The 12,545-nt window shown below is 65.6% G+C and carries 20 protein-coding genes; 18 read left to right on the top strand and 2 right to left on the bottom strand.

Features of this window, described 5'->3' with window-relative positions; genetic code table 11:
• The first annotated feature begins 4 nt into the window (after window positions 1–4).
• The 10 genes from AC1RIF_RS08435 (at window position 5) to map (ending at window position 5,911) form a co-directional block, all read left to right on the top strand.
• Window positions 5–190 carry a type Z 30S ribosomal protein S14 gene (locus AC1RIF_RS08435; RefSeq protein ID WP_005518383.1) on the top strand — a complete coding sequence of 62 codons (186 nt, stop codon included), beginning with the start codon at window positions 5–7 and terminating at the stop codon, window positions 188–190.
• A gap of 173 nt (window positions 191–363) precedes the next feature.
• Window positions 364–762, top strand: coding sequence for a 30S ribosomal protein S8 (rpsH, locus tag AC1RIF_RS08430; RefSeq protein WP_031937772.1), 399 nt, complete (start codon window positions 364–366; stop codon window positions 760–762).
• Window positions 763–776: 14 nt separating this feature from the next.
• Window positions 777–1,313 carry a 50S ribosomal protein L6 gene (rplF, locus tag AC1RIF_RS08425; protein ID WP_492600921.1) on the top strand — a complete coding sequence of 179 codons (537 nt, stop codon included), beginning with the start codon at window positions 777–779 and terminating at the stop codon, window positions 1,311–1,313.
• Window position 1,314: 1 nt separating this feature from the next.
• Complete coding sequence (gene rplR / locus AC1RIF_RS08420; RefSeq protein ID WP_031937774.1) at window positions 1,315–1,722, top strand: 50S ribosomal protein L18; 408 nt, start codon at window positions 1,315–1,317, stop codon at window positions 1,720–1,722.
• A 31-nt stretch (window positions 1,723–1,753) separates the two neighbouring features.
• Window positions 1,754–2,401 (top strand): 30S ribosomal protein S5, encoded by a 648-nt coding sequence (gene rpsE / locus AC1RIF_RS08415; RefSeq protein ID WP_031937775.1) that lies wholly within the window; start codon window positions 1,754–1,756, stop codon window positions 2,399–2,401.
• Window positions 2,401–2,580 carry a 50S ribosomal protein L30 gene (gene rpmD, locus AC1RIF_RS08410; RefSeq protein WP_114718858.1) on the top strand — a complete coding sequence of 60 codons (180 nt, stop codon included), beginning with the start codon at window positions 2,401–2,403 and terminating at the stop codon, window positions 2,578–2,580. The genes rpsE and rpmD overlap by 1 nt, the downstream gene beginning before the upstream one ends.
• Before the next feature lie 2 nt (window positions 2,581–2,582).
• Complete coding sequence (gene rplO / locus AC1RIF_RS08405) at window positions 2,583–3,023, top strand: 50S ribosomal protein L15 (RefSeq protein ID WP_031937777.1); 441 nt, start codon at window positions 2,583–2,585, stop codon at window positions 3,021–3,023.
• Window positions 3,024–3,243: 220 nt separating this feature from the next.
• Entirely contained in the window at window positions 3,244–4,566 is a 1,323-nt protein-coding gene (gene secY, locus AC1RIF_RS08400) for a preprotein translocase subunit SecY (protein WP_492600920.1), read from the top strand.
• Entirely contained in the window at window positions 4,563–5,108 is a 546-nt protein-coding gene (locus AC1RIF_RS08395) for an adenylate kinase (protein WP_492600919.1), read from the top strand. The genes secY and AC1RIF_RS08395 overlap by 4 nt, the downstream gene beginning before the upstream one ends.
• Window positions 5,108–5,911: a type I methionyl aminopeptidase gene (map, locus tag AC1RIF_RS08390; RefSeq protein ID WP_492600918.1), complete on the top strand. Its 804-nt coding sequence runs from the start codon at window positions 5,108–5,110 to the stop codon at window positions 5,909–5,911. Before AC1RIF_RS08395 ends, map begins: the two co-directional genes overlap by 1 nt.
• A 69-nt stretch (window positions 5,912–5,980) precedes the next feature.
• Here map and dtd read toward each other — a convergent pair whose 3' ends face one another.
• Entirely contained in the window at window positions 5,981–6,418 is a 438-nt protein-coding gene (gene dtd / locus AC1RIF_RS08385; protein WP_492600917.1) for a D-aminoacyl-tRNA deacylase, read from the bottom strand.
• Window positions 6,419–6,679: 261 nt separating this feature from the next.
• Here dtd and infA point away from each other — a divergent pair, with 261 nt between their 5' ends.
• The 8 genes from infA to truA all read left to right on the top strand — a co-directional run bounded on the left by infA (window position 6,680) and on the right by truA (window position 11,398).
• A complete protein-coding gene (gene infA / locus AC1RIF_RS08380; RefSeq protein WP_003418601.1) occupies window positions 6,680–6,901 on the top strand; it encodes a translation initiation factor IF-1 in 222 nt (73 codons plus the stop codon).
• A gap of 79 nt (window positions 6,902–6,980) precedes the next feature.
• A complete protein-coding gene (rpmJ, locus tag AC1RIF_RS08375; RefSeq protein WP_003938068.1) occupies window positions 6,981–7,094 on the top strand; it encodes a 50S ribosomal protein L36 in 114 nt (37 codons plus the stop codon).
• Window positions 7,095–7,309: 215 nt separating this feature from the next.
• Window positions 7,310–7,678, top strand: coding sequence for a 30S ribosomal protein S13 (rpsM, locus tag AC1RIF_RS08370; RefSeq protein ID WP_280758552.1), 369 nt, complete (start codon window positions 7,310–7,312; stop codon window positions 7,676–7,678).
• Entirely contained in the window at window positions 7,678–8,091 is a 414-nt protein-coding gene (gene rpsK / locus AC1RIF_RS08365; RefSeq protein WP_005239680.1) for a 30S ribosomal protein S11, read from the top strand. Before rpsM ends, rpsK begins: the two co-directional genes overlap by 1 nt.
• A gap of 26 nt (window positions 8,092–8,117) precedes the next feature.
• A complete protein-coding gene (rpsD, locus tag AC1RIF_RS08360) occupies window positions 8,118–8,723 on the top strand; it encodes a 30S ribosomal protein S4 (protein WP_492600916.1) in 606 nt (201 codons plus the stop codon).
• A gap of 102 nt (window positions 8,724–8,825) precedes the next feature.
• A complete protein-coding gene (locus AC1RIF_RS08355) occupies window positions 8,826–9,890 on the top strand; it encodes a DNA-directed RNA polymerase subunit alpha (protein ID WP_492600915.1) in 1,065 nt (354 codons plus the stop codon).
• A 54-nt stretch (window positions 9,891–9,944) separates the two neighbouring features.
• Entirely contained in the window at window positions 9,945–10,490 is a 546-nt protein-coding gene (gene rplQ, locus AC1RIF_RS08350; protein ID WP_492600914.1) for a 50S ribosomal protein L17, read from the top strand.
• An 83-nt stretch (window positions 10,491–10,573) separates the two neighbouring features.
• Window positions 10,574–11,398 (top strand): tRNA pseudouridine(38-40) synthase TruA, encoded by an 825-nt coding sequence (gene truA, locus AC1RIF_RS08345; RefSeq protein WP_492601339.1) that lies wholly within the window; start codon window positions 10,574–10,576, stop codon window positions 11,396–11,398.
• Window positions 11,399–11,401: 3 nt separating this feature from the next.
• Here truA and AC1RIF_RS08340 read toward each other — a convergent pair whose 3' ends face one another.
• The gene (locus AC1RIF_RS08340) at window positions 11,402–12,544 is read right to left on the bottom strand and encodes an acyl-CoA dehydrogenase family protein (RefSeq protein WP_492600913.1); all 1,143 of its coding nucleotides are present in this window, start codon (window positions 12,542–12,544) and stop codon (window positions 11,402–11,404) included.
• Window position 12,545 lies beyond the last annotated feature (1 nt).

Below are 12,545 nucleotides of genomic sequence, written 5' to 3'. Positions count from 1 at the left end.
GCCCATGGCTAAGAAGGCACTGGTCAACAAGGCCAACAAGAAGCCGAAGTTCGCGGTGCGCGCGTACACCCGCTGCCAGAAGTGTGGTCGTCCGCACTCGGTGTTCCGCAAGTTCGGCCTGTGCCGTATCTGCGTTCGCGAGATGGCACACGCCGGCGAGCTGCCGGGCGTTCACAAGAGCTCCTGGTAACCCACTCCGGGCTACACAGACTTCCGTTCCGCACCCGCGGGACGGTGAAGGTAAGAACCACTTCGTTGTAGGCCCACGACCGGGCCGGTCCCGTTCCTCCGATTCGTCGGGGGAGCGGGACCGGGACCGGTGTTGCATGGGAACCCCAACGAGAAAGGTGCACAGGTCAACTCATGACCATGACTGATCCGATCGCAGACTTCTTGACGCGTCTGCGTAATGCCAACTCGGCGTACCACGACGAGGTGAAGCTGCCGCACTCGAAGATCAAGGCGAACATCGCCGAGATCCTCAAGCGTGAGGGCTACATCGCGGACTACCGCACCGAGGATGCCGAGGTCGGCAAGACGCTGATCGTCGACCTCAAGTACGGCCCGAGCCGCGAGCGCAGCCTCGCCGGCGTCCGCCGTGTTTCCAAGCCCGGTCTGCGCGTGTACGCGAAGTCCACCAACCTGCCCAAGGTCCTGGGCGGCCTCGGCGTGGCGATCATCTCCACGTCTTCCGGTCTGCTCACCGATCGTCAGGCGGCCAATCAGGGAGTGGGCGGGGAAGTCCTCGCCTACGTCTGGTAAGGGAGGCCACCACTATGTCGCGTATTGGAAAGATTCCGGTCGCCGTCCCCGCGGGCGTCGACGTGACCATCACCGGACAGGACGTCGCGGTCAAGGGCCCCAAGGGCACCCTGACGATGACCGTCTCGGAGCCGATCTCGGTCGCACAGGAGGACGGTGCCCTTCAGGTCACCCGTCCCGACGACGAGCGTCGTAGCCGCGCGCTGCACGGTCTGTCGCGCACCCTGGTGCAGAACATGATCACCGGCGTCACCGCTGGTTACACCACCAAGATGGAGATCCACGGTGTCGGTTACCGTGTGGCGCTGAAGGGCAAGGACCTCGAGTTCTCCCTCGGCTACAGCCACCCGGTCCCGATCGAGGCTCCGGAGGGCATCACCTTCGCTGTCGAGTCGCCGACCAAGTTCTCGATCTCCGGCATCGACAAGCAGAAGGTCGGCCAGATCGCGGCCAACATCCGTCGTCTGCGCAAGTCCGACCCCTACAAGGGCAAGGGCATCCGCTACGAGGGTGAGCAGGTCCGTCGCAAGGTCGGAAAGACGGGTAAGTGATATGAGCCAGACTGCAAATCAGAAAGCCAAGCGGATCCCGCTGGGCAAGGACGCGTCCACGACGCGTCGTCTGTCGAAGGCGCGCCGTCACTTCCGTCTCCGCAAGAAGGTCTCCGGCACCCCGGAGCGTCCCCGCCTGGTGGTGAACCGCTCCGCGCGGCACATCCACGTGCAGCTGGTGGACGATCTGGCCGGCAAGACCCTCGCCGCAGCGTCGACCATCGAGGCCGACGTGCGTGCACTGGACGGCGACAAGAGCGCCCGTGGCGCCAAGGTCGGTCAGCTCATCGCCGAGCGTGCCAAGGCAGCCGGCGTGGACACCGTGGTCTTCGACCGCGGCGGCCACACCTACACGGGTCGTATCGCCGCTCTGGCCGATGCCGCTCGCGAAGGCGGGTTGAAGTTCTGATGACCAACATTACTAACGGAAGGAATGCCTGATGCCGGGACGTCAAAGGCGTGACGGCGGAAGCGGACCCGCCGGACAGAATGGGCCGAACAGCGGCAGTGGCGACAACCGTGGCGGCCGTGATCGTCGCGACAACCGCCGCGACAACGCTGCCGAGAAGTCGAACCACATCGAGCGGGTTGTCTCCATCAACCGTGTCTCGAAGGTCGTCAAGGGTGGTCGTCGCTTCAGCTTCACCGCTCTGGTGATCGTGGGCGACGGCAACGGACTCGTCGGCGTCGGCTACGGAAAGGCCAAGGAAGTTCCCGCGGCCATCCAGAAGGGTGTCGAGGAGGCTCGTAAGAGCTTCTTCCGCGTGCCGCTCATCGGCAGCACCATTACGCACCCGGTGCAGGGCGAGGCCGCTGCCGGCGTCGTCATGCTGCGTCCGGCAAGCCCCGGTACCGGTGTCATCGCCGGTGGCGCGGTGCGTGCCGTGCTCGAGTGCGCGGGTGTCTCCGACATCCTGGCCAAGTCGCTCGGTAGCGACAACGCCATCAACGTCGTGCACGCGACCGTTGCTGCCCTCAAGGGTCTGCAGCGTCCGGAAGAGGTTGCGGCTCGCCGTGGCCTGCCCATCGAGGACGTTGCCCCCGCCGGCATGCTGCGCGCTCGTGCACAGGCTGGGAGCGTGAAGTAATGGCACAGCTCAAGGTCACTCAGGTCAAGAGCACCATCGGCACCAAGCAGAACCAGCGGGACAGCCTGCGCACCCTCGGACTGAAGGGCATTCGCCAGTCGGTCGTTCGTGAGGACAACGCGCAGAACCGCGGTCTGATCAATGTGGTGCGCCACCTCGTCACAGTTGAGGAGGTCTAACCATGACCATCAAGTTGCACCACCTCCGCCCCGCGCCGGGCGCCAAGACCGACAAGACTCGCGTCGGTCGTGGTGAGGGCTCCAAGGGCAAGACCGCCGGCCGCGGTACGAAGGGCACCAAGGCTCGCAAGAACGTGTCGGCCGCCTTCGAGGGTGGACAGATGCCGCTGCACATGCGTCTGCCCAAGCTCAAGGGCTTCACCAACCCGTTCCGCACCGAGTACCAGGTCGTCAACGTCGGCGACATCGCTCGTCTGTTCCCCGAGGGTGGACAGGTCGGCGTTGCCGAGCTCGTTGCCGCGGGTGCAGTTCGCAAGAACCAGCTCGTGAAGGTTCTCGCCGAGGGTGAGCTCACGGTTGCCGTTCAGGTCACCGCGAACAAGTTCTCCGGCGCTGCCAAGGAGAAGATCGCTGCTGCCGGTGGTTCCGCCACCGAGCTGTGATTTCGCTCAGCTAGCTGTCGAATGGCCGCAACTCTGCCCAATCGGGTCGAGTTGCGGCCATTCGCCGCTCCACGGGGTGTCGTGTCGGCATACTGGAGAGCGACCGGCCCCGGGAACGGGGCTGTGTTTTCATGTGTCACTGTTAGAGTTCTAGAGTTCTGCAATCCATGGGACGGGTCATTCGACTTGGCTCCCCGTATGTCGTGCGCCAGGAGGATCTTTGCTTTCCGCCTTTGTCTCGGCCATCAGGACGCCTGACCTGAGGCGGAAGATCCTCTTCACTCTCGGTCTCGTCGCCCTGTATCGCCTCGGCGCGACACTGCCCTCTCCTGGTGTCGACTACGGCAATGTCCGTGCCTGTCTCGACCAGGTGTCGGGCGGCGAATCCGCCGGCATCTACTCGCTGATCAACCTGTTCTCCGGTGGCGCGCTACTGCAGCTGTCGGTGTTCGCGATCGGCATCATGCCGTACATCACGGCAAGCATCATCGTGCAGTTGCTCACCGTCGTCATCCCGAAGTTCGAGGAACTCCGCAAGGAGGGCCAGTCGGGCCAGGCGAAGATGACGCAGTACACGCGTTACCTGTCTATCGCGCTCGCGATCCTGCAGGCCACCGGCATCGTTGCGCTCGCGGCGCGAGGGCAGCTGCTGCAGGGCTGTACGCAGTCGATCATCGCCGACGAGAGTGTCTTCGGTCTGATCATCATCGTGCTCGTCATGACCGCCGGTGCGGCGCTCGTGATGTGGTTCGGTGAGCTGATCACCGAGCGCGGCATCGGCAACGGCATGTCGCTGCTGATCTTCGCCGGTATCGCCTCGCGTATCCCGTTCGAGGGCAAGGCGATCCTCGACGGCCGCGGTGGCCTGACGTTCGCGCTCGTGTGTGTGGCCGCGCTGGCCATCATCGCCGGCGTCGTCTTCGTCGAGCAGGGCCAGCGGCGTATCCCGGTGCAGTACGCGAAGCGCATGGTCGGCCGCAAGATGTACGGCGGATCGTCGACGTACCTGCCGCTGAAGGTCAACCAGGCCGGCGTCATCCCGGTGATCTTCGCGTCGTCCCTGCTCTACCTGCCGAACCTGATCGCGCAGCTCACCGGCGCCAACACGAGCGCGGATCCGAGTTGGTGGCAGCGGTTCATCAACGAGTACCTGGTGAACCCGGCCAACCCGGTCTACATCCTGATCTACTTCGGCATGATCGTCTTCTTCACCTACTTCTACGTCGCGATCACCTTCAACCCGGAGGAACGCGCGGACGAGATGAAGAAGTTCGGTGGCTTCATTCCGGGAATCCGTCCCGGCCGGCCGACTGCCGACTACCTGAACTACGTGCTGAGCCGTATCACCTTGCCGGGTGCGATCTACCTCGGCACCATCGCGGTCCTGCCGAATCTGTTCCTCGACATCGGCAATTCGGGCGGCGCAGCGAACCTGCCGTTCGGTGGCACCGCGGTGCTGATTATGGTCAGTGTGGGCCTCGATACCGTGAAGCAGATCGAGAGCCAGCTTATGCAGCGAAACTATGAAGGGTTCCTCAAGTGAGACTTGTCCTCCTTGGTCCTCCCGGTGCCGGTAAGGGCACCCAGGCCGCGATCCTGTCCGAGAAGCTGGGCGTTCCGCACATCTCCACCGGAGATCTGTTCCGCGCCAACATCGGGCAGGAGACCCCGCTCGGGCTCGAGGCCAAGAAGTACCTCGACGCAGGTGACCTGGTTCCCAGCGAGATCACGAACAACATGGTGAAGGCCCGCGTGGCCGAGCCCGACGCGGCCAACGGCTTCCTGCTCGACGGGTTCCCGCGCACGGTGGATCAGGCGAAGGCGCTCGAGGGCATCCTCGAAGGCCTGGGCGCCAAGCTCGACGGTGTGCTCGCGTTCGACGTCGACGACGACGTCGTGGTTGAGCGCATGCTTGCCCGCGGTCGCGCCGACGACACCGAGGACGTCATCCGCAACCGCATGCGCGTCTACCGCGAGGAGACGGCGCCCCTGCTCGACTACTACGCCGGCCAGATCGTCACCGTCGACGCTGTCGGCGCTGTCGAAGAGGTCAACGCCCGCGCCCTGGCCGCGCTGGGGAAGTAATGGCATTCGGCCGCAAGCGCAAGGTCGTTCCGTTCCGCACGGCGGGTGAGCTCGACGCCATGGCGGCTGCGGGTGCGATCGTCGGGGCCGCCCTCGTGGCGGTGCGGGACGCGGCCAAGCCGGGTGTCAGCACTCTCGAACTCGACCGGGTTGCCGAATCCGTGATCCGGGACGCCGGCGCCGTACCGTCGTTCCTGGGATACCACGGGTTCACCGGATCCATCTGCTCGTCGGTCAACGATCGGGTCGTGCACGGTATCCCGTCCGCCGCCGACGTCCTGGTCGAGGGCGACCTGGTGTCGATCGACTGCGGGGCGATTCTCGACGGTTGGCACGGCGACTCCGCGTGGACGTTCGGCGTCGGCGCTCTCGGCGAGGCGGACGCCCAGCTGAGCGAGGCGACGCGGCTGTCCATGGAGGCGGGTATCGCGGCGATGGTCGAGGGCAATCGCCTCACCGACGTCTCCCATGCCATCGAGTTGGGCACGCATGCCGCGGAGAAGCTGCACGGCAGGCCCTACGGGATCGTCGACGGCTACGGAGGTCACGCGATCGGTCGTGAGATGCACATGGATCCGTTCCTGCCGAACGAGGGTGCCCCCGGCAAGGGGCCGCACCTGGTGATCGGGTCGGTCCTCGCGATCGAGCCGATGCTCACGCTGGGTACGTACGAGACCGAGGTGCTCGGCGACGACTGGACCGTCGTCACCACCGACGGAAGCCGTGCCGCCCACTGGGAGCACACCGTCGCGGTGACCGAGGACGGTCCGCGGATCCTCACGCTCCGTCCCGGGGACAACTGAAGATCTCGAAGACGCCGAACGGGCAGTGGGTCACCCACTGCCCGTTCGGCGTTTCGGGGTCCGGTCGGATCAGCCGTCGAGCAGGACGGTGACGGGTCCGTCGTTGACGAGACCGACCCGCATGTCCGCGCCGAACCGGCCGGCCTCGACGGTGGCACCCAGTTCGCGGAGTGCCTCGGCGAAGGCATCGACGAGAGGTTCGGCCACGGCGCGGGGCGCGGCGGGGGACCACGACGGTCGACGGCTGCGGCGGGTGTCGGCCATGAGGGTGAACTGGCTCACGACGAGGATCGGCGCGCCGACATCGGACGCGGACTTCTCGTCGTCGAGGATGCGCAGTCGCCACACCCGACGCGCGAGGTTCGACGCCGCGGTGGGATCGTCGTCGTGTCCGACACCGAGGAGGACGAGCAGTCCTTGCCCCCCGTCGCCGGGTTCGATCCGAGCGACTTCCTCGCCGTCGACCTCGACGGCGGCCGAAGTGACGCGTTGGACGAGTGCGCGCATGTGGGGTGCGTGTCCCTTCTCGGAGGTGTCGGTGGGGTTTCCGCGCAGTGGCAGGTCGGGTCGACTCGAGGCCGCATTTGGCCTGGTTGGGAAATGTCGGTAAGATGGATCAACGGTGCGCCCTGCGTATCGGTTGTATGGCTGTCCGGTCTCGTGCCGGGACGTCGTTCTCGATCGATATTGCCTGCAGGGCCGCCCTGTAGCGGATACCGGTGACGGTAGCCGATGCATCCAAACGCCACTCAACGGATCGCGGAGGATATGGCTAAGAAGGACGGGGCCATCGAGGTCGAGGGACGAGTTGTCGAGCCGCTGCCCAATGCGATGTTCCGCATTGAGCTGGAGAACGGCCACAAGGTCCTCGCACACATCAGCGGCAAGATGCGGCAGCACTACATTCGCATCCTTCCCGAGGACCGCGTGGTCGTGGAGCTGTCGCCCTACGACCTGTCGCGTGGACGCATCGTTTACCGCTACAAGTAAAAAGCTTCCCCGGCCACATCCGGCCGGGGAAAACTGTGTCCGCCGTCCGGTGGACAGACAACAGGAGATCAGACGCAACGTGAAGGTTCAGCCTAGCGTCAAGAAGATCTGCGAGAAGTGCAAGGTGATTCGCCGCAACGGGCGCGTCATGGTGATCTGCGAGAACCTGCGTCACAAGCAGCGTCAGGGTTAATCCCAGCAGTTCACGGCTTCTTCGAGATCTGCTTGGCAACAAGCGCAAAGAAGACCTCTCAGCACCAACCGCTACCCGGGCCCAGGGAGATATCCCGAAGGCAGGTAACGGTCTACCCCCGGCACGGAGGCCGGGGCCCCACTGCGATTCGAACGCAGAGTCTTACGCAGGGGACGGACTGGGAGCAGACCTCCGCACACCGATAGGAATGCCACATGGCACGTCTCGCAGGTGTCGATCTTCCTCGCGAAAAGCGCATGGAGATCGCACTGACCTACATCTACGGCATCGGCCGTACCACCTCCAAGGAGATCCTGGCTGCCACGGGTGTCAACCCGGACCTGCGCAGCAAGGACCTGTCCGACGAGGACCTCGCCAAGCTTCGCGAGTACATCGAGGAGTCGGTGAAGGTCGAAGGCGACCTGCGCCGTGAGGTGCAGGCCGACATCCGTCGCAAGATCGAGATCGGCTGCTACCAGGGCCTGCGCCACCGTCGTGGTCTGCCCGTGCGTGGACAGCGCACCAAGACCAACGCGCGTACCCGTAAGGGTCCGAAGCGCACCGTCGCAGGAAAGAAGAAGTAATGCCTCCCAAGTCACGTAGCACCGGTCCGAAGAAGACCCAGAAGGCGCGTCGCAGGGACAAGAAGAACGTCCCGCACGGTGCCGCTCACATCAAGAGCACCTTCAACAACACGATCGTGTCGATCACCGACCCGGCCGGCAACGTCATCTCCTGGGCGTCGTCGGGCCACGTGGGCTTCAAGGGCTCGCGTAAGTCGACGCCGTTCGCTGCTCAGCTCGCCGCTGAGAACGCTGCCCGTAAGGCGCAGGAGCACGGCGTGAAGAAGGTCGACGTCTTCGTCAAGGGTCCGGGTTCGGGCCGCGAGACGGCGATCCGCTCGCTGCAGGCTGCAGGCCTCGAGGTCGGCACCATCTCCGATGTCACCCCCCAGCCGCACAACGGCTGCCGTCCGCCCAAGCGGCGTCGGGTTTAAGTAGCGGGAAGGATAGGTAAAAGAACATGGCACGTTATACCGGACCCATCACCCGCAAGTCGCGTCGTCTGCGCGTCGACCTCGTCGGAGGCGACCAGGCATTCGAGCGGCGCCCGTACCCGCCCGGACAGCACGGTCGCGCGCGGATCAAGGAGAGCGAGTACCTGCTCCAGCTGCAGGAGAAGCAGAAGGCTCGCTTCACCTACGGCGTCATGGAGAAGCAGTTCCGCCGCTACTACCAGGAGGCGGTCACCCGTCCCGGTAAGACCGGTGAGAACCTCCTCCAGATCCTGGAGTCGCGTCTCGACAACGTCGTGTACCGCGCAGGCCTCGCTCGCACCCGCCGTCAGGCGCGTCAGCTGGTCACGCACGGTCACCTTCTCGTGAACAACAAGAAGGTCGACATCCCCAGCTACCGCGTCTCGCAGTACGACATCATCGATGTCCGCGAGAAGTCGCTGGCGACGCTGCCCTTCCAGATCGCCCGCGAGACCCAGGGCGACCGCCCGATCCCGGGTTGGCTGCAGGTGGTCGGTGGACGTCTTCGCATCCTGGTGCACCAGCTCCCCGAGCGTGCGCAGATCGAGGTTCCGCTGCAGGAACAGCTGATCGTCGAGTACTACTCGAAGTAAGGCGTAATGCCTGTGAGTGGCCGGTTCGCCGGCCACTCACAGGCCCCAAGCCTTTCCCATCGTGGGCGTCATATAGCGGACGTCCGTACAGGAGGAAATCCAATGCTCATTTCTCAGCGACCCACGCTGACCGAAGAGGTCATCGCTGAAGACCGCTCGAAGTTCGTCATCGAGCCCCTCGAGCCAGGCTTCGGGTACACCCTCGGCAATTCGCTGCGCCGCACCCTGCTGTCGTCGATCCCCGGCGCTGCTGTCACCAGCATCCGTATCGACGGCGTCCTGCACGAGTTCACCACCGTCCCCGGTGTGAAGGAAGATGTCACCGACATCATCCTGAACCTCAAGGGCCTGGTCGTGAGCTCCGAAGAGGACGAGCCGGTCACCATGTACGTCCGCAAGCAGGGCCCCGGTGCCGTGACTGCAGGCGACATCGTTCCGCCGGCAGGCGTCACGGTCAACAACCCGGATCTGCACATCGCCACCCTGAACGACAAGGGCAAGCTGGAGATCGAGCTCGTCGTCGAGCGCGGTCGCGGCTACGTCCCCGCCGTCCAGAACAAGGCGTCCGGCGCCGAGATCGGCCGTATCCCGGTCGACTCGATCTACTCGCCGGTGCTCAAGGTCACCTACAAGGTGGAGGCCACTCGCGTCGAGCAGCGCACCGACTTCGATCGGTTGATTCTCGACGTCGAGACCAAGAATTCCATCACCGCTCGGGACGCGCTCGCTTCGGCGGGCAAGACCCTGGTTGAGCTCTTCGGCCTGGCCCGTGAGCTGAACGTCGAAGCAGAGGGCATCGAGATCGGACCCTCGCCCGCCGAGGCCGATCACATCGCTTCCTTCGGACTCCCCATCGAGGATCTGGACCTGACGGTCCGTTCCTACAACTGCCTCAAGCGCGAGGGTGTTCACACCGTCGGCGAGCTGGTTGGTCGTACCGAGTCCGATCTGCTGGACATCCGCAATTTCGGACAGAAGTCCATCGACGAGGTGAAGGTCAAGCTCCATTCGCTCGGCCTCGCCCTCAAGGACAGCCCTGCGTCCTTCGACCCCACCACCGTTGCCGGCTACGACGCCGCCACCGGGACGTGGAGCGACACGGACGCCGGTTCCTTCAGCGACGCTGACGGGACCGAGCAGGACTACGCCGAGACCGAACAGCTTTAACCGTAGCCCCCGGCACATGGGCAAATGTGCTGGGCGAGCCCTAGAGGAGCTCCAATGCCCAAGCCCAAGAAGGGTGCCCGCTTCGGCGGGTCGGCGTCGCACCAGAAGGCGATCTTCGCCAACCTGGCGACTGCTCTCTTCGAGCACGGCCGAATCACCACCACGGAGGCCAAGGCCAAGGCCCTGCGTCCGTACGCCGAGAAGCTCGTGACGCATGCCAAGGCTGGAACCCTGGCGCACCGTCGTGAGGTTCTCAAGGTGATCCGCAACAAGGATGTCGTGCACACCCTGTTCGCGGAGATCGGTCCGTTCTACGCCGACCGCAATGGCGGATACACCCGCATCATCAAGACCATTCCCCGTAAGGGCGACAACGCTCCGATGGCGATCATCGAGCTCGTCCAGGAGAAGACGGTCACCTCCGAGGCCGACCGCGCTCGTCGCGTCGCGGCTTCGCAGGCCCCGGCTGAGGAGAACGTGGTGGAGGCCGTCGAGGCCGACGCCACCGAAACCGAGGTCGAGAACGCAGACGCAGTGATCGAGGCCGTCGAAGACGAGACCGCGACCGCAGCCGACGCTGACGAGGCCAAGAAGGACTAGTCCACTTGGTTTCGGCACGTAGTCTGCACGATGCCGTATCGAACGAACCCGCCGCTCCCTCCGGGGACGGCGGGTTCGTTCGATTGCGGCTCGATATCTCCTACGACGGCACGGATTTCTCCGGCTGGGCGCGTCAGCCCGGCCGCCGCACGGTGTGCGGCGAGATCGAGGAGAAGCTGAGCGCGATCGTGCGCACACCGGTTCTGCTGACGGTCGCCGGCCGCACCGATGCCGGGGTACACGCGAGCGGTCAGGTCGCGCACGTCGACGTCCCGGTGGACATGATCCCTGACGATCCGGCGCGTCTGGTCCGACGGCTGGCCCGGTTCCTCCCACGGGACGTGCGGGTGAAGTCGGTCTCGTTCGCTCCCGACCACTTCGACGCGCGGTTCTCCGCGATCCGCCGGCACTACGAGTACCGGTTGACCACCGCGCCGTACGGTGCGGATCCGCTGCGGGCCCGCGACACGGTGGCGTGGCCCAAGGACGTGGACGTCGACGCGATGCGCGCGGCGTCGTCGAGGCTGCTCGGGCTGCATGATTTCGCGGCGTTCTGCAAGCGCCGCGAGGGCGCCACGACGGTGCGTGAACTCCAGCGCTTCGATTGGGAGCAGTCAGGGCACGAGTTGACGGCGTTCGTGAGCGCCGACGCCTTCTGTTGGTCGATGGTGCGAAGTCTCGTCGGCGCCGCACTCGCGGCCGGCGAGGGGCGTCGCACGGTCGACTGGATGGCGGGTCTGCTCGCGGAGCGTGAACGTGCCAGTGCCGTGGCGGTCGCTCCGGCGCACGGGCTTTCGCTGGTCCGGGTCGACTATCCCGCGGACGAGGACCTGGCGGCCCGAAACGAGGCCACCCGGGAGACGCGCAGTGCGATCGACCCGGGCAGCCTCGGTTGCTGCGGCGGCTGAGCGTCAGCCCGCGAGCTGGCGGGCGATGACGAGGCGCTGAATCTGGTTGGTGCCTTCGAAGATCTGCGTGATCTTGGCTTCCCGCATGTACCGCTCGACGGGGAAGTCCTGCGTGTAGCCGTAGCCGCCGAACACCTGGACCGCATCGGTGGTGACTTTCATCGCCGCGTCGGTCGCAACGAGCTTCGCGACGGAGGCGTTCCGCGAGTACGGCAGTCCGGCGTCGCGGCGACGGGCGGCGTCGATGTAGGTGGCACGGGCGGAATCGACGGCGGCCGCCATGTCGGCGAGGACGAAGCCCAGACCTTGGTGGTCGATGATCCGCTTGCCGAAAGCTTTGCGTTCCTTGGCATATGCAACGGCGTCGTCGAGGGCGCCCTGCGCCAGGCCGACCGCGACCGCGGCGATGCCGAGGCGGCCGGAATCGAGCGCGCTGAACGCGATGGGTAGGCCCTGTCCGGTCTTGCCGATGAGTCGCTCGGCCGGGACGAAGGCGTCGTCGTAGTGCGCGGCGGTGGTGGGGACGGCACGCAGGCCCATCTTCTCCTCGGGCTTGCCGAAGCTGAGTCCCTCGGTGCCCTTCGGGACGAGGAAGCACGAGATTCCGCGTGCGCCGTCGTCGCTCGTGCGCGCGAACAGCGTGTAGAAGTCGGCGCGGCCGCCGTTGGTGATCCACGCCTTGCTGCCGTTGATGCGGAAGCCCCCGTCCACCTCGGTGGCCCGGCAGGTCAGGGCCGCGGCGTCCGAGCCGGCCTGGGGCTCGGAGAGGCTGTAGGCGCCGATGGTCTCACCGCCGAGCATGTCGGGCAGCCACTGCGCCTTCTGTTCGTCGGTGCCGTGGGTGGCGAGCGCGAAGCACGAGAGGCTGTGCACGCTGGTCGCAACGGCGACCGCCGCCCACCGCGCCGCGATCTCCTCGAGGACCTGCAGGTACACCTCGTAGGGCTGCTCGCCGCCACCGAACTCCTCGGGGTACGGCAGGCTCAGCAGCCCGGCGCGACCGAGGGCGGGGAAGACACCGTCGGGGAACGTCTCGTTCTTCTCGTGATCGTCGACGATCGGCGCCAGCACCTTGTCCGCGACCTCGCGGGTGAGGTCGATCAGGTCGTGGGCTTCCTGGGTGGGCAGCAGGCGTTCGACGGGCACG

Source organism: Prescottella sp. GW823-FHT02E09 (assembly GCF_058797375.1).
Note: the sequence above shows the minus strand (reverse complement) of the source record. Positions and strands in the feature narration are given on the sequence as shown.

Coding starts and splice junctions, on each gene's coding strand:
- rpsE (WP_031937775.1), top strand. CDS start 1,754: ATGCCGGGACGTCAAAGGCGTGACGGCGGAAGCGGACCCGCCGGACAG.
- dtd (WP_492600917.1), bottom strand. CDS start 6,418: ATGCGCGCACTCGTCCAACGCGTCACTTCGGCCGCCGTCGAGGTCGAC.
- rplO (WP_031937777.1), top strand. CDS start 2,583: ATGACCATCAAGTTGCACCACCTCCGCCCCGCGCCGGGCGCCAAGACC.
- map (WP_492600918.1), top strand. CDS start 5,108: ATGGCATTCGGCCGCAAGCGCAAGGTCGTTCCGTTCCGCACGGCGGGT.
- rplQ (WP_492600914.1), top strand. CDS start 9,945: ATGCCCAAGCCCAAGAAGGGTGCCCGCTTCGGCGGGTCGGCGTCGCAC.
- infA (WP_003418601.1), top strand. CDS start 6,680: ATGGCTAAGAAGGACGGGGCCATCGAGGTCGAGGGACGAGTTGTCGAG.
- rpsK (WP_005239680.1), top strand. CDS start 7,678: ATGCCTCCCAAGTCACGTAGCACCGGTCCGAAGAAGACCCAGAAGGCG.
- rpsM (WP_280758552.1), top strand. CDS start 7,310: ATGGCACGTCTCGCAGGTGTCGATCTTCCTCGCGAAAAGCGCATGGAG.
- rplR (WP_031937774.1), top strand. CDS start 1,315: ATGAGCCAGACTGCAAATCAGAAAGCCAAGCGGATCCCGCTGGGCAAG.
- AC1RIF_RS08435 (WP_005518383.1), top strand. CDS start 5: ATGGCTAAGAAGGCACTGGTCAACAAGGCCAACAAGAAGCCGAAGTTC.
- rpsH (WP_031937772.1), top strand. CDS start 364: ATGACCATGACTGATCCGATCGCAGACTTCTTGACGCGTCTGCGTAAT.
- rpmD (WP_114718858.1), top strand. CDS start 2,401: ATGGCACAGCTCAAGGTCACTCAGGTCAAGAGCACCATCGGCACCAAG.
- AC1RIF_RS08355 (WP_492600915.1), top strand. CDS start 8,826: ATGCTCATTTCTCAGCGACCCACGCTGACCGAAGAGGTCATCGCTGAA.
- rplF (WP_492600921.1), top strand. CDS start 777: ATGTCGCGTATTGGAAAGATTCCGGTCGCCGTCCCCGCGGGCGTCGAC.
- rpsD (WP_492600916.1), top strand. CDS start 8,118: ATGGCACGTTATACCGGACCCATCACCCGCAAGTCGCGTCGTCTGCGC.